At 72.4% G+C, this 21007-nt stretch carries 20 protein-coding genes and 1 tRNA gene; 8 read left to right on the top strand and 13 right to left on the bottom strand.

The window, feature by feature from the left end; genetic code table 11:
• The first annotated feature begins 64 nt into the window (after positions 1 to 64).
• Genes ABZ459_RS06935 through ABZ459_RS06925 form a run of 3 tightly spaced genes read left to right on the top strand, consistent with a single transcriptional unit; the run spans position 65 to position 3442 of the window.
• The gene (locus ABZ459_RS06935) at positions 65 to 382 is read left to right on the top strand and encodes a helix-turn-helix transcriptional regulator (protein WP_357966869.1); all 318 of its coding nucleotides are present in this window, start codon (positions 65 to 67) and stop codon (positions 380 to 382) included.
• Positions 369 to 2756: an ATP-dependent helicase HrpB gene (gene hrpB, locus ABZ459_RS06930; protein ID WP_357966867.1), complete on the top strand. Its 2388-nt coding sequence runs from the start codon at positions 369 to 371 to the stop codon at positions 2754 to 2756. Before ABZ459_RS06935 ends, hrpB begins: the two co-directional genes overlap by 14 nt.
• Positions 2753 to 3442, top strand: a complete 690-nt coding sequence (locus tag ABZ459_RS06925) for a hypothetical protein (protein WP_357966864.1) — start codon at positions 2753 to 2755, stop codon at positions 3440 to 3442. Before hrpB ends, ABZ459_RS06925 begins: the two co-directional genes overlap by 4 nt.
• 14 nt (positions 3443 to 3456) lie before the next feature.
• On the opposite strand, the gene ABZ459_RS06920 is transcribed toward ABZ459_RS06925, so the two are convergent.
• Complete coding sequence (locus ABZ459_RS06920) at positions 3457 to 4635, bottom strand: pyridoxal-phosphate dependent enzyme (RefSeq protein ID WP_357966861.1); 1179 nt, start codon at positions 4633 to 4635, stop codon at positions 3457 to 3459.
• Between the two features lie 57 nt (positions 4636 to 4692).
• Between ABZ459_RS06920 and ABZ459_RS06915 the strand changes: the two genes are divergently transcribed.
• The 3 genes from ABZ459_RS06915 to ABZ459_RS06905 are packed head-to-tail and all read left to right on the top strand — an operon-like array spanning position 4693 to position 7145.
• Positions 4693 to 5520 (top strand): SPFH domain-containing protein, encoded by an 828-nt coding sequence (locus ABZ459_RS06915; protein ID WP_357966860.1) that lies wholly within the window; start codon positions 4693 to 4695, stop codon positions 5518 to 5520.
• Positions 5513 to 5686, top strand: coding sequence for a hypothetical protein (locus tag ABZ459_RS06910; RefSeq protein ID WP_357706347.1), 174 nt, complete (start codon positions 5513 to 5515; stop codon positions 5684 to 5686). Before ABZ459_RS06915 ends, ABZ459_RS06910 begins: the two co-directional genes overlap by 8 nt.
• Positions 5687 to 5705: 19 nt before the next feature.
• Entirely contained in the window at positions 5706 to 7145 is a 1440-nt protein-coding gene (locus ABZ459_RS06905) for an amidase (protein ID WP_357966857.1), read from the top strand.
• Between the two features lie 14 nt (positions 7146 to 7159).
• Here the strand turns inward: ABZ459_RS06905 and ABZ459_RS06900 are convergent, their stop codons facing one another.
• The 4 genes from ABZ459_RS06900 to ABZ459_RS06885 all read right to left on the bottom strand — a co-directional run bounded on the left by ABZ459_RS06900 (position 7160) and on the right by ABZ459_RS06885 (position 12795).
• Positions 7160 to 8005, bottom strand: coding sequence for an aldehyde dehydrogenase family protein (locus ABZ459_RS06900; RefSeq protein WP_357966855.1), 846 nt, complete (start codon positions 8003 to 8005; stop codon positions 7160 to 7162).
• Between the two features lie 179 nt (positions 8006 to 8184).
• Positions 8185 to 9603 carry an aldehyde dehydrogenase family protein gene (locus tag ABZ459_RS06895; RefSeq protein ID WP_357966852.1) on the bottom strand — a complete coding sequence of 473 codons (1419 nt, stop codon included), beginning with the start codon at positions 9601 to 9603 and terminating at the stop codon, positions 8185 to 8187.
• 84 nt (positions 9604 to 9687) lie between these two features.
• Entirely contained in the window at positions 9688 to 12543 is a 2856-nt protein-coding gene (locus ABZ459_RS06890) for an AAA family ATPase (protein ID WP_357966850.1), read from the bottom strand.
• 105 nt (positions 12544 to 12648) lie between these two features.
• Positions 12649 to 12795 carry a hypothetical protein gene (locus ABZ459_RS06885; RefSeq protein WP_357966847.1) on the bottom strand — a complete coding sequence of 49 codons (147 nt, stop codon included), beginning with the start codon at positions 12793 to 12795 and terminating at the stop codon, positions 12649 to 12651.
• A 209-nt stretch (positions 12796 to 13004) separates the two neighbouring features.
• On the opposite strand from ABZ459_RS06885, the gene deoC reads away from it, so the two are divergent.
• Both deoC and ABZ459_RS06875 read left to right on the top strand, forming a co-directional pair.
• Positions 13005 to 13934: a deoxyribose-phosphate aldolase gene (gene deoC, locus ABZ459_RS06880; protein WP_357966844.1), complete on the top strand. Its 930-nt coding sequence runs from the start codon at positions 13005 to 13007 to the stop codon at positions 13932 to 13934.
• 2 nt (positions 13935 to 13936) lie between these two features.
• On the top strand, positions 13937 to 14629 hold the full coding sequence (locus ABZ459_RS06875; protein ID WP_357966841.1) for a hypothetical protein: 693 nt from the start codon (positions 13937 to 13939) through the stop codon (positions 14627 to 14629).
• Here ABZ459_RS06875 and ABZ459_RS06870 read toward each other — a convergent pair.
• From ABZ459_RS06870 to ABZ459_RS06835, 8 genes are all read right to left on the bottom strand, one after another.
• Positions 14626 to 15192: a TMEM165/GDT1 family protein gene (locus ABZ459_RS06870; protein ID WP_357966838.1), complete on the bottom strand. Its 567-nt coding sequence runs from the start codon at positions 15190 to 15192 to the stop codon at positions 14626 to 14628. The genes ABZ459_RS06875 and ABZ459_RS06870 overlap by 4 nt on opposite strands.
• 237 nt (positions 15193 to 15429) lie before the next feature.
• Positions 15430 to 16494 carry a UDP-N-acetylmuramate dehydrogenase gene (locus tag ABZ459_RS06865; protein WP_357966835.1) on the bottom strand — a complete coding sequence of 355 codons (1065 nt, stop codon included), beginning with the start codon at positions 16492 to 16494 and terminating at the stop codon, positions 15430 to 15432.
• Positions 16495 to 16619: 125 nt separating this feature from the next.
• Complete coding sequence (locus ABZ459_RS06860; protein ID WP_357966832.1) at positions 16620 to 17474, bottom strand: hypothetical protein; 855 nt, start codon at positions 17472 to 17474, stop codon at positions 16620 to 16622.
• 150 nt (positions 17475 to 17624) lie between these two features.
• Positions 17625 to 18053, bottom strand: coding sequence for a MaoC family dehydratase (locus ABZ459_RS06855; RefSeq protein WP_357966830.1), 429 nt, complete (start codon positions 18051 to 18053; stop codon positions 17625 to 17627).
• Position 18054: 1 nt separating this feature from the next.
• Complete coding sequence (locus tag ABZ459_RS06850) at positions 18055 to 18504, bottom strand: MaoC family dehydratase N-terminal domain-containing protein (RefSeq protein WP_357966827.1); 450 nt, start codon at positions 18502 to 18504, stop codon at positions 18055 to 18057.
• 198 nt (positions 18505 to 18702) lie between these two features.
• The gene (gene rpmG / locus ABZ459_RS06845; RefSeq protein WP_019632658.1) at positions 18703 to 18867 is read right to left on the bottom strand and encodes a 50S ribosomal protein L33; all 165 of its coding nucleotides are present in this window, start codon (positions 18865 to 18867) and stop codon (positions 18703 to 18705) included.
• Positions 18868 to 18938: 71 nt separating this feature from the next.
• A tRNA-Met gene (locus ABZ459_RS06840) sits at positions 18939 to 19012 on the bottom strand.
• A gap of 955 nt (positions 19013 to 19967) precedes the next feature.
• Entirely contained in the window at positions 19968 to 20288 is a 321-nt protein-coding gene (locus ABZ459_RS06835) for a hypothetical protein (protein WP_357966825.1), read from the bottom strand.
• Positions 20289 to 21007: the final 719 nt, after the last annotated feature.

Raw genomic sequence — 21007 nt, 5'->3', positions numbered from 1 at the left:
GAGCATCAAATTGTCATTACAGTTGGATAGTTGTCAAACAATCAGAGGGAGGTAGGGTTCCACCATGCGCCTGCTACCGCACCCCGCGAAGGAGGACATCCAGCTCACCGAGGTCCTGCGCGCGCTCGCCGACCCCGTCCGGCTGGAGATCGTGGTCCGCCTGGCCACCCTGGGCGAGATGACGTGCACCGCCGCGGGCGACCATCTCGGCGTCCACAAGTCGACGGCCTCCCACCACTACCGCTCGCTGCGCGAGGCCGGCGTGATCATCTCCAAGCAGGAGGGCCGGCTCAAGTACATCAGCCTGCGCCGCGACGACCTCGACGCGCGCTTCCCCGGCCTGCTCGACTCCGTGTTGTCCGCCTCGCATGCCCCCACCTGACCGGCTGCCGATCCACGACGCGCTCCCCGAGTTGCTCGCCACGCTGGAGCGCCACGGCACGGCGGTGCTCACCGCGCCGCCCGGCACGGGCAAGACCACGGTCGTGCCCCTGGCACTGGCCGGAACCGGGCTGCGGGTGCTGGTCGCCGAGCCCCGGCGGCTGGCCGTACGCGCGGCGGCCCGGCGCATGGGCGTCAGCTACACGATCCGCGGCGAGCGGCACACCGGGGCGAACCCCATGGTCGAGGTCGTCACCACCGGCGTGCTGCTCCAGCGGCTCCAGCGCGACCAGGAGCTCGCCGGGGTCGACGCGGTCGTGCTCGACGAGTGCCACGAACGCCATCTCGACGCCGACACCGCCCTCGCGTTCCTGCTCGACGTGCGCGAGACGCTCCGTCCCGACCTGCGGCTGCTGGCCACCTCGGCCACCGCCGACGCGGCCCCGTGGTCCCTGCTGATCGGCGGGCCCGTGGTGGCCGCCACGGGGACGGCCCATCCCGTGGAGACCGTGTGGGCGCCGCCGGAGCGTCCGGTCGCGCCGCCCCACGGCCTGCGCGTCGATCCGGCGCTGCTGTCGCACGTGGCCTCGGTCGTCCGGCGGGCGTACGCCGAGCGCGACGGCGACGTGCTGTGCTTCCTGCCCGGCGTGGGGGAGATCGCCCGGGTCGCGGGGATGCTGGGCGACCTCGACGTGCTCCAGGTGCACGGCCAGGCGCCGGCCCGCGTCCAGGACGCCGTCCTGTCGCCCGGGGCCGGCCGCCGGGTCGTGCTGGCCACGTCGGTGGCCGAGTCGAGCCTGACGGTGCCGGGCGTCCGCGTGGTGGTGGACTCCGGGCTGGCCCGCGAACCCCGTACCGACCACGCCAGGGGGCTCGGGTCGCTCACCACGGTCAGGGTCTCGAAGGCGTCCGCCGACCAGCGTGCCGGCCGCGCCGGGCGGGAGGCCCCCGGGGCCGTGTACCGCTGCTGGACGGCGGCCGAGCACGAACGCCTGGCCGACCACGCGCGGCCGGAGATCGCGCTCGCCGACCTGACCGGGTTCGCCCTCCAGGCGGCCTGCTGGGGCGACGCGGACGCGGTCGGCCTCGCCCTCCTCGACCGGCCGCCGCCCGCCGCGATGGCGGCCGCCGTCCGCACCCTTGAGGCGCTGGGCGCGCTGGAGGCCGGCCGGGTGACCGGTCGCGGGCGGCGCATGGCGCTCGCCGGCGTGCATCCCCGTCTGGCCAGGGCCCTGCTCGACCTCGGCCCGCGGGCCGCCGAGGTGGTGGCGCTGCTGTCGGAGCAACTGCCCAGGGACGCGGGCGACGACCTCGCGGAGGTCTGGCGGACGGCCCGCAGGGGCGGCACCGGCTTCGCGGCCCGCTGGCGCCAGGAGACCAGACGCCTCGCCCGCGCCTCCGGCCAGGGGCCGGACGTGCGGAAGGTGAGTGACGACGCGCTGGCCGGCATGGCGGTGGCGCTGGCGTTCCCGGAACGGGTGGCACGGCGGCGCGGCGGCGGCTATCTCATGGCGTCGGGCACGCAGGCCCAGCTCGCCGAGGGCTCCAGGCTGTCCACCGCGCCGTGGCTGGCGATCGCCGTCGCCGACCGGCCCACGGGCTCGGCCTCGGCCCGCGTGCGCCAGGCCGTGGTGATCGACGAGGAGATCGCCCGGCTGGCCCTGCCCGTGACGGTCGAGGAGGAGGTCGCCTGGCGGGTGCCGCCGGGCGAGCGGCGCGGCGACGTGTCGGCCCGCGTGGTCGAACGCCTCGGCGCGATCGAGCTGTCCGCCACGCCGCTCAAGGACGCCGACGTACGCCCCGCCATCCTGCACGGCCTGCGCACCGAAGACCTCCTGACCTGGACGAGACAGGCGAAGGAGCTGAAGGACCGCCTGACCTTCGCCCACCGCGCGATCGGCCCCCCGTGGCCCGCCACCGACGACCTGATCGCCCTGGCCGACCAGTGGCTGGAGCCGGAGCTGTCCAGGGCCCGCCGCCGGGCCGACGTCGAACGCATCGACGTGGCCGCCGCCCTGCGCCGCCTGATCCCGTGGAGCGAACGCCTGGAGAACGTGGCCCCCGAACGCGTCGAGGTGCCCAGCGGCTCGCAGATCAGGATCGACTACTCCGGCGAGCAGCCGGTGCTGGCGGTGAAGCTGCAGGAGCTGTTCGGCTGGGAGGAGACGCCGCGGATCGCCGGCGTCCCCCTGCTGGTCCACCTGCTCTCCCCGGCGGGCCGTCCGGTGGCGGTGACCGCCGACCTGGCCTCGTTCTGGCGCGAGGGCTACCGGTCCGTACGGGCCGAGATGAGGGGCCGCTACCCTAAGCACCCATGGCCGGAGGATCCGCTCACCGCGCCGCCGACCCGCCGCGTCAACCGGAGCAGACCTTGATCGACGAAGCCGTCCGCGACAACGCCGCCTGGTGCGACACGATGTGCCGGGCGCACGGCCGTCCCGGCGTCTTCGGGCCGCTCGCCTGGACCAACCCGGCCAGGACGCCCGTCCTGTACCCCGACGCCGTCACGCTCTCCCCCGACGCCGGGCCTGCCGACGTGCTCGGCCACATCGACGCGGGCTCGGGCGCCTCGGTCAAGGACAGCTTCGGCACGCTCGACCTGCCGGGCTTCGACGTGCTGTTCACCGCCCAGTGGATCGCCCGGCCCGCGCCCGGCGCGCCCCGGCGTCCCCTCCGGGCGGCCACCGGCGACCCGATCGTGTGGGAGGTGGCCGCCGACCCCAGGGCGCTGGGCGAGTGGGCGCAGGCGTGCTTCTCCGGCGGCGCGCCCGGCCTGTTCCCGCCCGCGCTGCTCGACGAGCCGCAGGTGCGGCTGGTGTACGGCCGGATCGGGGCCGACGTGGTCTGCGGCGCGGCGCTCAACGCGAGCGGCACGGCGACGGGCGTCTCGAACGTCTTCGCCGCCGGCTGCGACGAGTCCGCCGCCTGGGAGGGCACGGTGGCGATGGCGGCCGAGCTGTTCCCCGGCCGCCCGCTGGTCGGCTACGAGAGTGACCCGTCGGCCGCCCTCGCCCACGGCTTCACCACCCTCGGCCCTCTCCGCATCCTGCTCAAGCCCTGACACACCGGGCGCGGTCAGTCCGCCAGGTCGGCCACCGTCAAACCGGTGCGGACCGGATGGGTCACCTCGCCCACCCCCATGTCCTTGAACCCGCTCGACGTGCCCACGCACACCACCGGCCCGTCGAAGTCCCGGCGCAGCTTCCGGTAGCCCGCCAGGCCCGCCGCCCCCGACAGCTCCTGCCATATGCCCTGCCGCGCCAGGTCCCGCTGGGCGGCGCGCATCTCGTCGTCCGTCACGAGCACCGCCTCGCCGCCGCTGTCGCGCACCGCCAGCACGCCCCGGTGGCCGCCGACCGACCCCGCGATCCCGTACGCCCGGCTGGCCCCCAGCTCGACGACCGCCGCGGGTGAGCCGTCGGCCAGGGCCCGCGCGTTGGGGCCGCCCGCGGCCGGCTCGCAGGAGAACATCCGCGGCACGTCCCCGGCCGCCCCGAGCAGCCGCAGCTCGGTGAAGCCCTTCCACATCCCGAACAAAAGCTCGGCGTACCCGGTGGGTGCGAAGACCGCCGCGGGGACCCGTCCGAGCTGCCGGAACAGCTCGTACGCGATCGTCTTGTACCCCTCGGGGCCGAACGGGTGGCCGGTGTGGGTCACGGTCTGGTTGCTGACCGGATGGTAGCCCAGCCGCTCCACGACCTCCCGCAGCAGCGGCCACCGCTCCTCCACCGGCACGGAGAACACCTTGGCCCCGTACGCCCGCACGAACGCCTGCACGCCGGCCGGCGAGTCCGCCGAGGCCAGCACGATGGCGGGCAGCCCGGCGCGGGCGGCGTACGCGGCGGCCGAGGCGCCGTGGTTGCCGGACGAGGCCACCACCACCCCGGCCGCCCCCTCCGCCAGGGCCGCGCTGACCGCCACCCGGTTCAACCGGTCCTTGTGCGACCAGGTCGGGTTCTGGGACTCGTCCTTGACGTAGATCCCGTCGAACTCCAGCAGCGGCGTCCCGCCCTCGCCCAGCGTCGGCGCCTCCAGGGACGGCAGCAGCGGCGACCACCGCGCGATGTCCGGCCCCGGCTCCTGGTCGAACAGACCCTTGTCGACGCGCGTGTAGTCGTAGACGACCTCGACCGGATAGGCGATCTCGCCGGTGCTGGTGCGGGGGCAGCCCCTCGTGAGCGGCGGGGACAGCGGGAACTCGATCGAAGGGTCACCCAGCGAGCGCTGGCGGATGGCAAGTGAAGATCCGTTCACGCGCATGGAGTTTATATGGCTATCATGGTGATATCACTTCGATAGCAAGGAGTCGCGATGGAACGTCGTGCTTTCCGGGTCAACGGATTCCTGGTCCTGCTCGTCCTCATCCTGCTGGGCGGCGCGGCGCTGGTCTCGATCGAGACGCTCGGCATAGCCTGGATCGTGCTCTTCGCGCTCGCAGCCTCCGGCTTCACCGTGGTCAACCCCAATGAGGCGAAGGTCGTGCAGTTCCTCGGCCGCTACGTCGGCACGGTCAACGTGGCGGGGCTGCAGTGGGTGACGCCGTTCACCACCAAGCGCCGCATCAGCCTCCGGGTGCGCAACTTCGAGACCGCCAAGCTCAAGGTCAACGACGCCGACGGCAACCCGGTCGAGATCGCCGCTGTGGTGGTCTACAAGGTCACCGACACGGCCAAGGCCGCCTTCTCCGTCGACGACTACGAGGAGTACATCGCGATCCAGTCCGAGGCCGCCGTGCGCCACCTCGCGACCACCCACCCGTACGACTCGCACGAGCCCGAGCGCACCAGCCTGCGCGACGGCGCCGAGGTGGCCGGCGAGCTGACCGCCGAGCTGCGCGAGCGCACCGAGCTGGCCGGCGTCGAGGTGCTGGAGGCCCGCATCACCCACCTGGCCTACGCGCCGGAGATCGCCCAGGCCATGCTGGTGCGCCAGCAGGCCAGCCAGGTGGTGGCCGCCCGCACCAGGATCGTCGAGGGCGCGGTCGGCATGGTCCAGCTCGCGCTCGACCGGCTGGCCGCCGAGGGGGTCGTGGAGCTCGACGAGGAGCGCAAGGCCCAGATGGTCTCCAACCTCCTGGTCGTCCTGTGCGGCGACCGGGCGACCCAGCCGGTGGTGAACGCCGGCAGTCTGTATGCCTGAGCGGAAGAAGCTCCTGCTCCGCCTCGACCCGGCCGTCTACGACGCCATCGCCAAGTGGGCGGCCGACGATCTGCGCAGCATCAACGCGCAGATCGAGTTCGCGCTGCGGCTGGCGCTGAAGGAGGCCGGGCGGGAGCCCGGCAGGAGCTCTCGCAAGGAAGAGTGAAAACCTGCACACTCTAGACATGTTGTGGGCAGGCAGGACCGCCATCGAGATCGCGGCGGCCGTCCGGCGCGGCGACGTCACGGCCACCACCGTCCTGGAGGAGCACCTTCACCGCATCTCCGAGCGGGATTCCCGGGTCGGCGCCTTCCGGCTGGTCAGGAAGCAGGCGATGGACGAGGCGCGGGCCGTGGGCGACCGCCGCGACCTGGCCGACCTGCCGCTCGCCGGGGTCCCGGTGGCGGTGAAGGACAACCTGGAGGTGGCCGGCGAGCCCACCCGTGGCGGCTCGGCGGCCACGTCCGGCGCGCCCGCCCGGGAGGACCATCCGGCCGTGGCCCGCCTGCGCGCGGCGGGCGCGGTGGTGATCGGCCTGACCAACCTGCCGGAGCTGGGGCTGGTCGGCTTCGGCGACAGCCCGTACGGCATCGTGCGCAACCCCTGGAACCTCGCCCGCACCGCCGGCGGCTCCTCCTCGGGCAGCGCGGCGGCGGTGGCGGCCGGGATGGTGCCGATCGCGCTCGGCAACGACGGCATGGGGTCGCTGCGCATCCCGGGCGCCTGCTGCGGCGTGCTGGCCGTCAAGCCGGGAACGGGCCTGGTCCCGCCGCCCGCCGACGACTGGGACGGGCTCACCGAGAACGGCCCGCTCGCCACGACCGCGGCCGACCTGTCGCTCGCGCTGTCCGTCCTGGCCGCCGACCCGGCGCTGGCCGAGGCGTGGCGTACCGGCCACCGGGTCGAGCCGAAGCCGCGCATGCTGCGTTCGGTCTGGGCCGACGACGACGAGGTGTGGGAGCCGCAACCGCCGCAGGACAGCCCGGAGCCGTTCGACCTGCGGGTGGCCTGCGCCCCTCAGCCGCTGCCGGCGGGCCTGCCCGTCGACCGGGAGTTCCAGGCGGCGGTGCGAGCGGCGGCCGAGACGTTGCGGCACGCCGGGCACACCGTGGTCGAGCACCCGCACCGCCTGCCCTCCTGGCTCGGCCCCGCCGGGGTGGCCACCTGGCTCGGCCGGGCCGCCGCCGCCGCCGACGGCCTCGATCCGCACGCGCTGGAACGGCGTACCCGCGCGCTCGCCCGCGCCGGCCGCGTGCTCAGCAGGATCGGCCTGGACGGCAGGCGCGGCCGCGAGCGCTGGAGCGGCTACGGCGCCGACACCTGGTTCGGCGACGCCGACGTGATGATCACGCCGGCGCTCGCCGCCCTGCCGCCGCGCGCCGACCGCTGGGGCGGGCGCGGCTTCCTGCCCAACCTGCTGGCCAACGTCAGGTACGCGCCCACCACCGGCCCGTGGAACCTGTGCGGCTGGCCCGCGATGGCCGTGCCGGTCGCCACGCACTCCAGCGCGCTGCCGATCGGCGTGCAGCTCGTGGCGCCGCCGGGCGGCGAGCCGCACCTGCTGGCCCTGGCCGCCCAGCTCCAGGCGGCCCACCCGCCGCTGCGCCCGCCCGGCTTCTCCTAGACGCTCGGCATTTCCTAGACGCCGGCCGGGTGCCAGACGGTCTTGGTCTCCAGGAACCGCGTCATCCGCCCGAGCCCCGGATCGGCCGTCCAGTCCTCGCGCACGGGACGCAGCACGCGCTTGAGGTTCTCGGCCGCCTCCTGCTCGCAGCGCAGCGCCAGGTCGGCGTCCTCGACCCCGGTGAGGTCGAGCGCGTTGACGTCCATGTGCGCGGCCAGCCAGGGCGCCAGCTCGGCCTGGTGACCGGTCAGGATGTTGACCACCCCGCCCGGCAGGTCGGACGTGGCCAGCACCTCGGCCAGCGTGATCGAGGCGAGCGGCGCGGGCTCGGAGGCGACCACGACGCACGTGTTGCCGGTGACGATCACCGGCGCGACCACGGACACCAGCCCGAGCAGCGGGTCGGCGGGCGCGACCACGGCCACGACCCCGGTCGGCTCCGGCGAGGACAGGTTGAAGTACGGCCCGGCCACCGGGTTCGCCGACCCGCGCACCGCCGTGATCTTGTCGGACCAGCCCGCGTACCAGACCAGCCGGTCGACCGCCGCGTCCACCGACTCCAGGGCGGCCTTCTTGCCCAGGCCCAGCTCCTCGGCGAACTGCCCGCGTCGCCCCTCCAGCATCTCGGCGACGCGGTAGAGGATCTGCCCCCGGTTGTAGGGGGTCGCGCCGGACCAGCCGGGAAACGCCTTGCGCGCGGCCACCACGGCGTCGCGCGCGTCCTTGCGCGAGGCGCGCGAGGCGTTGGCGAGGAAGTCGCCCTTGGGCGAGGTCACGGGATAGGACCTCCCACTCTCCGAGCGCGGGAAGGCCCCGCCGATGTACAGCTTGTAGGTCTTTCTGACGGACAACCTACTCATCGCCCCGACCTCTCCACGTGGACTCCTGCGACGTCTGAACCGGGGCGAACACCTGGCCGCACCTGCTGACGCCGCAGCGGTGGGCGTACCAGCCGACGCGTACGGGCCGGCCGGCGCGGGCGAAGGCGTGCCCGCGGGTGGCCTGGGCACGCCGCCCGGACCGCCCGGCACGGCGATGATCACACGTCAAGGTAGGCCTCCAGCCCCGCGAGCCCGCCCTCACGTCCGTACCCCGACTCCTTGTAGCCGCCGAACGGCGAGGTGGGGTCGAACTTGTTGAACGTGTTGGCCCAGACGACCCCGGCCCGCAGCCGGTCGGCCATCCACAGGATGCGCGAGCCCTTCTCGGTCCAGACCCCGGCCGACAGCCCGTACGGGGTGTTGTTGGCCTTCTCCACGGCCTCGGCCGGGGTGCGGAAGGTCAGCACGGACAGCACCGGCCCGAAGATCTCCTCCCGGGCGATCCGATGGGACTGGGCGACCCCGGTGAACAGGGTGGGCGGGAACCAGTAGCCCCGGTCGGGCAGCTCGCACGCGGGCGACCAACGCTCGGCGCCCTCGTCGGCCCCGGCCTCGGACAGCTCACGGATCTTGGCGAGCTGCTCGGCCGAGTTGATCGCGCCGATGTCGGTGTTCTTGTCGAGCGGGTCGCCGAGCCGCAGCGTGCCGAGCCGCCGCTTCAGCGACTCCAGCAGCTCGTCGTGCACGGACTCCTGCACCAGCAGCCGGGAGCCCGCGCAGCAGACGTGGCCCTGGTTGAAGAAGATGCCGTTGACGATGCCCTCGACCGCCTGGTCGACGGCGGCGTCCTCGAACACGATGTTCGCGGCCTTGCCGCCGAGCTCCAGCGTGAGCTTCTTGTCGGTGCCCGCGACCGTGCGGGCGATGATCCGGCCGACCTCGGTCGAGCCGGTGAAGGCCACCTTGTTCACGTCGGGGTGGGCCACCAGGGCGGCGCCGGTCTGGCCCGCGCCGGTCACGATGTTGACCACACCGGGCGGCAGCTCGGCCTGCTGACAGATCTCCGCGAACAGCAGGGCGGTCAGCGGGGTCGTCTCGGCGGGCTTGAGCACCACCGTGTTGCCGCAGGCCAGCGCGGGAGCGATCTTCCAGGCCAGCATGAGCAGCGGGAAGTTCCACGGGATGACCTGACCGGCCACGCCGAGCGGCTTGCTGCCGAACCCGGCGTAGGCCAGCTTGTCGGCCCAGCCCGCGTAGTAGAAGAAGTGGGCCGCGACCAGCGGCAGGTCGACGTCGCGCGACTCGCGGATGGGCTTGCCGTTGTCGAGGGACTCCAGGACGGCCAGCTCGCGGGCCCGCTCCTGGATCAGGCGCGCGATGCGGAACAGGTACTTGGCCCGCTCGGCGCCCGGCAGGGCGCTCCACACGCCGAACGCCTTGCGCGCCGCCTGCACGGCCCGGTCGACGTCGTCGGAGGAGGCCGAGGCGACTTCCGCCAGCTTCTCCTCCGTCGCCGGGTTGACCGTCTTGAAGGGGGAGCCGGAGCCGTCCACGAACTCACCGTTGATGAACAACCCGTACGACGGCTTGAGATCGACAATGTCGCGCGACTCTGGCGCGGGTGCGTAGTCGAACATCGCCGTCACGCCAGGGTGAGGTATAGGGACATCACCTTGCCAGCGTAGACGGTCGGTCCGAGTGCTCAGAGGGGCCCGGAGCTCCTAGGACAGGAGTGACAGGCGGTGCGCCGCCGCGGCGGCCTCTCCGCGCGTGGTGACACCCAGCTTGGCCAGGATGTTCGAGACGTGCACACTGACGGTTTTCGCCGAGATGAACAGTTCGGCGGCGATGTCGCGGTTGGTGCGTCCCTGGGTCACCAGGCGCAGCACCTCCAGCTCGCGCGGCGTCAGCAGCTCCGACGGCGTCTCCTGGGCCTGCGGGCCGCCGCCCACGCGGCGCGACAGCGCCTCGATCTCCTCGGCGAGCGGGGTGGCGCGCAGCGCGGCGGCGAGCGGGCGCGCCTGCCGGAGCCGGGTCGCCGCGCCCTCCCTGTCGCCGCTCCTGGCCGCGGCACCGGCCGCCCGCAGCAGGGCCTTGGCCTGGTTGTGCGGACGCATCAGCCGCTCCCACGCCGCCGCAGAGGCGTCGAAGTCGCCGCTGTAGGACAGCCGGTACGCGTCCGCCACCGGCCCGCTGATCGTCAGCTCGGCCGCCACTTCCGCGGCGTGCGCCCGTACCGCGGCGGTCCGGCCGGGTTCGAGGTCCTCCGCCGCGTCGCAGACCGTGCGCAGCAGGGAGAGCAGCCGCCAGCCCAGCATGGCCTTGCTCGGCAGCCTCGGATGCGACAGCGCCCGCTCGGCCACGGCCAGCGCCGCCCACGGCTCGCCCTTGAGCAGGTGCCAGCCGATGTGCAGGCGCGCGTTGCTGATCACGTCCTGGACGAAGTCTTCGGGGCGGTCCTTGAGCACGCCGATCTCCGACAGGATGCCCTCGACGCGCTGCAGGTCGCCCCTGGCCAGCCCGATGTCGGCACGCACGCGCAGCAGGGCGTACTGGGTGCGCAGGACGGGCCCGTAGTTGAGCGCGCTGTCCACGAGGTCGAGCGCCTCGTCCCAGCGGCCGAGCGACTCCAGCGCCTCGGCCCAGTTGTTGAGGATGAACAGCCCGCTGCCGCGCAGCCTGCCGTACTTCTTGGCGTACTCCCAGCCCTCCTCCGACAGGCGCAGGGCCTCCTCGGCGCGGCCCATGTCGATGAGGGAGTCGATGTTGTTGCCGATCGCCCTGACGATGATGCGGCCCGAGCTCTCGGTCTTGCCGAGCGTCATCGCCTGCTCGTTGACGGCGATGACCCGCTCCAGCTCGCCTCTGAGCGAGTGGCCGAGCGCCAGGTTCATCAGCAGGTCGCCTTCGAGGCATTTGTCGCCGGACCGCCTGACCAGGTCGAGGCCCTCGTGGATCAGCTCCTCGCCCTCGGTGACCTGGCCGCGGAGCATGAGCTGCCTGCTCAGCGGCATGACGACCTCCGCGCGCACCGGGCCGGGCTCGGGCACCAGCCGCAGGGCGTGCCGGAGCAGCTCGATGACGCCCATCTGCCCCTTGGACGCCTTGAACGACGCCTGCCGCACGATGAGCTGGGCCACCCGGCCCGGCTCAGCGGTCTCGTCCAGCTCGGCGAGGGCGGCCTTGACGAACTTCACGCCCTTGTCCACCTCGCCGCCGGCGTTCGCGGCCTCGGAGGCGCGTTCGAGCACGGCGGTGTGGTCGACGCCGATGCGCCGGGCGGCGTCGGGGACCCGGTCCCAGAGCATGAGCACGCGTTCCAGCAGCGGCACGGCCTCGGTGTAGGCGTACGCCTTGAACGACTTCTGCGCGGCCTCCCAGGCCGACACCAGGGCCCAGAGGTCGTTGCGGGCGCCGTACCAGTGGTGGGCCAGCTCGACGGCGGCGCGGCCGGGCGGGACGAGCGAGCGGTCCTTGGAGATCTCCTCGGCGTACCGGGAGTGCAGGCGCTGGTGCTCGCCCGGCAGCAGCTCCTCGTGCACGGCCTCCTGGATCAGCGCGTGCCGGAAGACGTAGGCGCGGTTGTCGGCGATCTGCAGCACGTTCCCGGCGATGGCGGGGCGCAGAGCCGCCTCCAGCTCGATCTCGGACAGCCCGCTGACGGCCGCCAGCAGCGCGTGACCGACCCGGTTGCCGCCCGCCGCGGCCATGCGCAGGACGCGCTGGGTGTCCTCGGGCAGCCGTTCGACGGCGCTGAGTATGAGGTCCTGCATGGACTCGGGGAACGTGCAGTCCTCGCCGCCGTCGAGCAGCGCCTCCACGAACAGCGGGATGCCCTCGCTGCGTTCGTAGACTTTCTGAACCTTCACATATTCCGGCGCGGCGCCGAGGATGCCGGCCATCTGGGCGGCCACCTCGTCGCGCGACAGGCGGGGCAGGTCGAGACGGTGGACGCCGTTCACCCGGCCGAGCTCGGCCAGCACGGGGCGGAGCGGATGTTGCCGGTGCAGGTCGTCGGAGCGGTAGGTCATGACGATGAGCACCTGCGGGGCGTGCAGGTTACGGCTGAGGAAGGCGATCAGGTCGCGGCTGGAGCGGTCGGCCCAGTGGATGTCCTCGATGATGAGGACCGTGGGGCGGGTGTCCGCGAGGCGTTCGAGAAGGGTGAGGAACTGCTCGAAGAGCCGGGCGCGGCCCGTCTCCGTCTCTCCGTCGCCGCTTGGCTCGCCGAACTCCGGCAGCAGCCTGGCCAGGTCTCGCTGGGCTCCCTCGGGCAGCAGCGCGGCCACCGCGGCGGGGCCCTGCTCCCTGACGAGCTGCCTGAGCGCGGCGGTGAAGGGCGCGTAGGCAAGGCCCTCGGCCGACAGCTCCACACAGCCGCCGACCAGCACCTGCGCGCCGTCGGCCACGCAGGACTCGGCGAAGCGCTGCACGAGCCGGCTCTTGCCGACCCCAGCCTCCCCGCCCATGAGCACGGCCGTCACCGTGCCCTTACGTGCCTCGTCGAAGCTCTCTGCGAGAGCGGCGAGCTCCTCCGCCCGCCCGACGAAGACGGGACTCACCGAACGTCCCAGCATGTCGTTCAGCATGCCATGCCCTATCAATCAGTTTCGACGGGGTTTAGGGGGGTTGAGAGGCCCGGCCGCCACTACTGATCACGCGGCCGGGCTCTCTTGGGGCGGTCATGACGAACGGCGCTTGCCGAAGACCGAGCGACGCTCGGCCTTGTTGCCCTTCATGGCCTCGCGTACGCGACGGTGCTCGGCGGCGGCCTTCCGGAGCTCGCTGGCGTGGGACTTCATGAGCTCGTACTCGAGTTCGGGGTTCATCGTGTTCTCCTGAACATTTGCTGCTTTTCCCTGACATCTTCAATGTTCGGCCTAAGGCCCGGCCCGCCACATCAGGTGGATGACCTATCTGCGGGCGTACGCGGGGCCGGACATACCTAGGACAGGGCCCGTCCCGCCTTAGGCGGCGTTCCCGTCCGTCCGGTTTGGAGGTAGTGGCCCTGGTCGGCGATGCTGTGAGGGTGTCAACTGTGACTACCTCGCTCGCGGACGTCGCCTCGTCCCACGCGACGCTGCGCGCCTTCCTGCACGGCCTACCCGGAGTCGACCGGGTGGGCGCCGACCAGCGGGCGGCCATGCTCGGCACCCGTTCCATCAAGACCACGGCCAAGGCCCAGGCCATCGACCTGGCCATCTCCATGGTCGACCTGACGACGCTCGAAGGCGCCGACACGGCGGGCAAGGTGCGGGCCATGTGCACCAAGGCCGTGCACCCGGGCGGCGGCGCCCCCAAGGTGGCGGCGGTCTGCGTCTATCCCGACATGGTGGAGGTGGCCGTCCGGGCGGTGGCCGGGTCGGGGGTCAAGGTGGCCTCGGTCGCCACCGCGTTCCCCAGCGGGCGCTCCTCGCTGGAGGTCAAGGTGAGCGACACGGCGCTGGCCGTGGCCGCGGGCGCCGACGAGATCGACATGGTGATCGACCGCGGCGCGTTCCTGTCCGGCGACTACGTGAAGGTGTACGACGAGATCGTCGCGATCAAGGCCGCCTGCGGCGCCGCGCACCTGAAGGTGATCCTGGAGACGGGCGAGCTGGCGACCTACGACAACGTGCGCCGGGCGTCCTGGCTGGCCATGATCGCGGGCGCCGACTTCATCAAGACCTCCACCGGCAAGGTGTCCCCGGCGGCCACGCTGCCAGTGACCCTGATCATGCTGGAGGCGGTGCGCGACTTCCGCGACACCACCGGCCGCCAGGTGGGCGTGAAGCCGGCCGGCGGCATCCGCACGACCAAAGACGCCATCAAGAACCTGGTGCTGGTCAACGAGACGGCGGGCGACGACTGGCTCTCCCCCGACTGGTTCAGGCTGGGCGCGTCCTCGCTGCTCAACGACCTGCTCATGCAACGCCAGAAGCTCGCCACCGGCCGTTACGCGGGTCCCGACTACTTCACCCTCGACTGAGGGTGACGGCCCTCGGGCGGCTCTACGAGGTGTTCGGAGCCGTCGCCAGGCCCGCGAGCGTGCCCGGCTGCCCCCACTGCGTCGAGCCGGGCGAGCAGGCGTGCCTGCTGTCCGGCCCGGTCTCCGCGATCGAGGCCGGCTCGCTGGCCCGTTACGCCGCCAAGGCGCTCACCACGTGGGGGGACGTCCCCGCCTTCCGTTACTTCCTGCCGCGCCTGCTCGAATGCGCGGCGGCCGACGCGTTCCCCTACCCCGACCCGGAGATCGTCCTCGGCAAGCTCGCCCTCGCGGGCTGGCACGGCTGGCCGGCCGGCGAACGCGCGGCCGTCACCGCGTTCCTGCACGAGTGGTGGCTCGGCACGCTGCGCCGCCATCCGTCCCGCCCGCCGGCCGGCACGGTGTTGTGCGCCGTCGCCGCCACCGGCGTCGACCTGACGCCCTTCCTCGACGCCTGGGCCGGGCTGGGAAGCGAGGCGGCGATCGCCCACCTGCACGACTTCGTCACCGACGGCCTGTCCGGGCGGCGGCTGACCAACGCCTTCTGGGATCGCGACGCCCCCGCCCACGCCCAGGTCCTCGCCTGGCTCGGCGACGGGCCCGCGGCCCGGGCGGTGGAGGCCGCCTTCGCCCGGGAGAGCCGCGAGCCGGTGCTCGGCCTGCTCGCCGACGTCCACGAACGGCTGCCGCGCTTCTAGAGCAGCGCCTCGACCAGCAGCACGATGCCGAACACCGCGAACGCGGCGGCGGCGCCGTACCGGATGACCTTCTCGGGGAGGTGCTTGCCGAGCAGGCGGCCCACCAGGATGGCCAGGGCGTCGGCGGCGACCATGCCCACGGTCGAGCCGATCCACGTGCCGACCCAGCCGTGCTGCGTGGCCAGGGTGATCGTGGCGAGCATCGTCTTGTCGCCCAGCTCGCTCAGGAAGAACGCCACGGTCACCGCGACCAGGACGTTCCTGGTCGTACGCCGGGCCTTGTCCTCCTCCTCCTTGGTCAGCTCGTCGCCCCGCAACGTCCACAGGGCGAACCCGAGGAAGGCGATGCCGGCCACGATCGAGATGGCCGTCGTCGGCAGCGCCTTGCCGACCAGCCCGCCCACGGCCACGCTCAGCAGGTGCACGACGGTGGTGGCGATGGTGATGCCCGCGAGCACGGGCCAGGGCTTGAAACGGGTGGCGAACGTCATCGCCATGAGCTGGCTCTTGTCACCGAGCTCGGCCACGAAAATGACCGCGAGACTGATCCAGAACGCTTCCAACCGGTCCTCTTTCCCGCGACCAGACCGGAAGCAGGCACCCGGGGGATCTTCGGGCACGACTTTCGGCCCGGCAGCGTCTTTGTCCATGACTGCCAGGCCGAAGGTCTCGTCCGCCCGTCAAGGCCCGTGTGACCGGGCGCGATCACGCGCCAGTATGTCGATCACACGATTGGGACTACTCCCCTTCGGAATTACCAACACACCATAACAGCCCACGTGAAGCCGTCATTCCGCCGGTCAGGCCCCCTGCTCGGACACCGGCTCGGCCGTCAGTGTGCAGCCGACCAGCACCGGCTCGTTGACCAGTGTCACGCCGAACTTCTCCCGCACCCCGTCGCGCACCTCCACGGCCAGCCCCAGCAGGTCGGCCGTGGAGGCGGCGCCCGCGGGGTTGGTGAGGGCCAGCGTGTGCTTGGTCGAGATGCGCACGGGGCCGCGCTCGTAGCCCTTGGGGAAGCCCGCCTGCTCGATCAGCCAGGCGGCCGGCACCTTGACGCGGCCGTCGGGCATGTCCCAGCTGGGGTGGCCGGGAGCGCGTCCGGCCAGCTCGGCGGCCTCCTCGGCGGTCAGGATCGGGTTGGTGAAGAACGAGCCCGCGCTGCGGCTGTCGGGGTCGGCCGCCGGATCGAAGACCATGCCCTTGCCCCGCCGCAGCCCCAGAACGGCCTCACGGGCCGGCCCGAGGGGCACGCGGCCGCCGAGCTCCACCCCGAGCCGCCCGGCCAGCTCCTGATAGGCCACCGGGCCGGACAAGTCCGACACATCCAGTGCGTACGTCACGGCGAGCACCACGTGCCGCGACAGGTCCCGCTTGAACGCGCTGTCACGGTAGGAGAACCCGCACTGGCGCGCCTCCAGGTCGATCACCTGCCGGGTAAGCCGGTCGTAGGCCCGTACGCACCTGATGGTCTGCGCCACCTCCTGGCCGTACGCGCCGACGTTCTGGATCGGCGTCGAGCCCACTAGGCCCGGGATGCCGGACATGCACTCGATGCCGGACCACCCCTCGGCCACGGCCCGCTCGACCAGCGAATCCCAGTCCTGGCCGGCCTCGACCGTGAGCAGCACCTGCTCGCCGTCCCTGGAGACCGTCACACCCTCGGTGGCCACCTTGACGACCAGGCCGTCGAAGCCTTCGTCACCGATCACCACGTTGCTGCCGCCGCCGAGCACCAGGGTCGGTACGCCGTTCATGTCGGCCTCGGCGACGAGGGACACGAGCTGCTCCGCCGTAACTGCCTCGGCGAAGTCGCGGGCGGGGCCGCCCAGGCCCAGGGTGGTGTGCGGCGCGAGCATCTCCATGGCCACCAAGCTTATGAGCCCCCCAGCCCCCACAACACCCTCCCCGACCCCGCACCGCCTCGGCCGCGCCTGCGGCGACGCTTCCGATCGGCTTCCCGGGTCAGGGGCGGGGCGATGGTGGGGGGTCAGCTGTGGAGGGGCTGGTCGTGGTGGTGGGTGGAGTTGAGCCGGCGGACCGGGAGCGGGCCCTCGGGCACCACCAGCCCGCCCTCCAACGCATGCGAGAACTCCAGGTCGGCCTCTTCGCCGCGTTCGGCGCCCTCGGGGAAGGCGCCCAGCGCCGCCGCCCTGCGCACCGCCATCAGGTCGCAGCGCAACGCCCCCACCCTGCCGGGCTCCTCGGCCTCGGCCGCCTGCCACCCCGCCGCCACCGCCCCTTCCACGATGGCCGCCACCAGCGGCGTCAAGGCGTCCCCCGTCAGCGCGAGCGAGGTCTCGACCAGCACGTGCACCTCGGACTCGTCCAGCCGCAACAGCTTGGTACGGCCCTCACCCCACCCCGCCGTGCCCCCGGCCGCCCGCGAGGTCTCGGCGACGTGCCACACCACGATCCGCTCCGGGTGCCGTTCGGCCAGCTCGTCCAGGACGTCTCCCGCGCCGTCGACGTTCCCCAGGTCGAGGGCCAGGATCCGGGCGCGCGTGTGGTCGATCACCGACTGGACGCACTCCAGCACGTCCCCGGGCCGGCCGTCCACCAGCAGCCCGGCGGAGACCGTCACGTCCTTGGTCTCGACGCGCTGGCGCTCGGTGTTGACGCCCAGGTCGTCCATGCGGTTCGTGGCGAGGGTGCCGTCCCAGACGCGCTGGGCGTGCAGCATCGTGTCGTCGGGGTCGCCGTGCTGGCCGGGGTCGCCGGAGAAGCCCAGCGCGGCGGCGGGGTTCCCGTGCGCGCCCGCGCCCCTGGGCCGGGCGCGGCCCGTGCCGACGCCGGTGGCCGAACCGCCCGTGGTGTCCCGTCCGGTGCCGCTGCTGCCTCCCACCTGTTCAGGGGACGTGGGACGCAGGTGAGCGGGAGGCTTGGCATCGGTCACGGACGACACGGGGATGGAACGGACGGTGGGCCAGACCTGTCGCGCAACTTCACTCATAACAACACGGGCTACCCGCGACCCGCCCGACATATCACCGGATCAGGAGAGCTGTACCACCGCGCGCGCCTTCGACAGGACCTTCGCGTCGCCCGCCTTGGCCGTCAGCCCGACGACCACCCGCTTGTCCTGCAGCTTCTCCTCGACGACTCCGCTCACCGAGATCGTCGCACCCTGGTCGTCGTCGGGCACGATCACCATCGACGAGAACCGCACGCCGAAGTCCAGCACGGCGCCCGGATCGCCCGCCCAGTCCGTGACGAACCGGCCCGCCTGCGCCATCGTGAACATGCCGTGCGCGATCACGTCGGGCAGCCCGACGGTCCGGGCGAAGCGCTCGTTCCAGTGGATCTGGTTGAAGTCGCCGGAGGCGCCGGCGTACATGACCAGGTTCAGCCGCCGGACGTTGTAGCCCACGGCCGGGAGCTCCTGGCCGACCTCGACCTCGTCGTACCTCACCGTGGCCGCCATCTCAGCCCGCCCCTCCGCGCTCGACGATCGTGTTGTAGGTCGTGCAGACCGGCTCTCCGGCGACCGTCGTCACGTCGCTCCTGATCGTCAGCAGCTCGTTGCGGCCAGCGCTCCTGATGTCGGTGATCGTCGCGGTGGTGACCAGCTCGTCGCCCGCGCAGACGGGCCTGGCGTACTCGAACCGCTGCTCGCCGTGGACCACCATCGCGAGGTTCAGGCCCAGCTCGGGGTCTACCAGCGCCTCGCCGCCCGCCTGCAGGCTGAACACGATGGGGAACGTGGGCGGCGCGATCACGTCGGGGTATCCGGCGGCCCTGGCGGCCTCCCTGTCGCGGTAGACCGGGTTGTTGTCGCCGATCGCCGCCGCGAACTCCTTGATCTTCACCCGGCTGACCTCGTACGGGGCGGCGGATGGATAGGTCCTGCCCACGAAGTCACGGTTCAAGGCCATCAGTGCTCCCTCGTATGTCTTCAACGAGCGCTGCTGAGGCAGACGGTAACAGAACAAGGTTCGGCTGTCGCCGCTCATGGCGTGCTTTTTGCCGGGGCCCGGCTCAGCGCCTAGGAAGGCCCCTCAAAGCAGTGAGAACACGACAAACCGGCGCCCCGTCCGGGACGCCGGTTGTGCGATATGGAGGCAGAAGTACCGCTAGCGGGTTTCGCGGTGCGCGCGGTGGCAGCGGCAGTTCGGGCAGTACTTCTTCAGCTCAAGCCGATCCGGGTCGTTGCGCCGGTTCTTCCGCGTGATGTAGTTGCGGTGCTTGCACTCCTGGCAGGCCAGCGTGATCTTCGGCCTAACGTCGGTGGCAGCCACTTGGGAGTGCCTTTCTACGTTCGGGACATGGACACACCCGTACCCAGGCCGACCGACCTGGGATTGGGTAGTAGCGGAGGCCGGACTTGAACCGGCGACACAACGATTATGAGCCGTTTGCTCTGCCTGACTGAGCTACTCCGCCTTGGCCGGAAACTCCCGGCCCGTAGAGGATACCCGAAGCTGGGAGCACATTAGTAACTCACCTGATCGGGTGGGGTGCTACCAGTATGCCCCAGGAACCTCCGACAACCGAAATCCGATCATGCCACCTGGGTCTCGCCTGGGGAATCACCCGCGGAGGCCATCGCCACACTAGCAGCCACCCTTTGCCGACGCGAACGTCCGGACCAGGCACGCAGCAACAAACGCACCCCGGCCCTACGCCCGTTCGCGCAGTGGCCAGAAGGGCCCCCGGCGGCCGCCGACGACGCCCGTCCGTACGGTGAACGGGCGTGCCCCCGGCGAACGCCGGCGGCGCGCGTCCCCGCGGCGGACGGATCCGCGCGGGTGACGGAGGGGTGTCCGCGGCGGACGCCGACGCAGCGGCAGAGGGGGCCCGCAGCGGACGCCTGCGCTCACCCGAGGGTGTCGCGCAGTCAAAGCCAGCGCAGTGGCGAAGTGGGCAGAGCGGGCAGCCCTGGAGTGGACGGCCCCGAGTGTCAGTTCTTCGTGGGAGACCCCAAGCGGGCGGCCCTAAATGGTCAGCCCTGGATGGTCACTCCCCGGGCGGGCGTCCAGCGCTGAGGCGGGGGTCCCTGGGTGGGCAGCAGCCCCTTGGGGCGGGACGGCCCTGGGTGGTCAGCAGCCCCTTGGGGCGGGACGGCCCTGGGTGGGCAGCCCCAGGCGGGCAGCCCCAGGGGCGAAAAGGGAGCGCGGTGGACACCCGTGCGACGGCGCAAGGGGGGCGCGTGCCGCACGGGTGTCCGGCGAGGTGCCGCCCACCCCGACCGCGCCCCGGCTCCTCTACGACGAGCCGCCCCCACCGGCCCCGCGCCTCGGACCCGACGCTTCATCCGGGCCCATCAGCCCGGCCCGGCATGGGGCCGGGCTGCGTCGGGGCTGGCCGGGCCGGACCGGGCGGGGGCCGGGCAGGGGTCTCATGCCTGGCGTTCGTCGACGCCGACGGCGCCGACGCCGCTGCCCCAGCTTGCGCATTTGCCCTCGGACCTGCCCGAGGCGCCGGGACCGAGCGTGATCCACGGGCCGACGACGTCCGGGCTCCAGCCGCAGGTGATCACGGCACGGTACACCCAGGTCTGGCCGGTCGGGTTGTGGCAGTCGGCCCGGCCGACGTAGCCGTCCTCCGGGGCCCGGCCGCTGTTGCACTGGAGGCTGCCGGCCGAGGCGGGGGCGGACGGGATGACAAGCCCGGAAAGGACGGCGGCGACACCGGCGGCGAGTGCCAGTTTCCTGTTCATGTCGTCTTCCTCTTCTGCTCGTTCTGCTTGTGCTGCTCAGGGTTTCGGCGCTGGTCTGCGCTCGAATGCCAGGAAAGCGACCGGGCGCCGGTGTCCAACAGCAGGGCGGACAGACTCGTCCGGAGTCGGCCACACGCGAGCCTGACTCGGACGTCCCTGAAATCCCCCCGGACACGCACGGTCATCGTTCGTACACTGTCGGACAGATGACGGCCGGTCGGGGAGAGGGGCGATGGGCGAGGACCAGGAAGGCGCGGAACCCGGCGTGGAGTCGGTGAGCTGTCACGAGGGTCTGGTGAGGCTTCTCGCCGAGCAGTTCGCGCGGGCGGACGTGTCGTTGCGGGAGCTCCAGGCGCGGGCGGACAGAGCGGGCGGACCCCGGCTTCCCCGGGCGACCTGTGCGGACATGCTGGCCGGACGGCGGTTTCCGAAGAAGGCGGTGATGGTGACGTTCCTGCGGGCTTGCGGGGTGCCTGAGCATCGGGTGCCGGAGTGGGAACGGGCCTGGGAGCGCGTACGGATCAATCGCATGCCGCCGTCCGGCTTCCAGCTCACCCGGACGGCGCTGGCTCCCTTCGAGGATTTCGGGCTCCCCGACGTCGCCTCCGTCCATCCGCACGCCGGCCCCCTCGGGGGGCTGCCTCAGCCGGGCGCCGCGCCTCCCACGGGGCTGAGCCAGCCGGGTGCCGTGCCCGCCGATACCCCCACCGAGCCCGGCA

Source organism: Nonomuraea sp. NPDC005692 (assembly GCF_040631115.1).
GTDB lineage: Bacteria > Actinomycetota > Actinomycetes > Streptosporangiales > Streptosporangiaceae > Nonomuraea.
The sequence above is the reverse complement of the archived record's forward strand: the minus strand, read 5'-3'. Positions and strand labels throughout refer to the sequence as shown.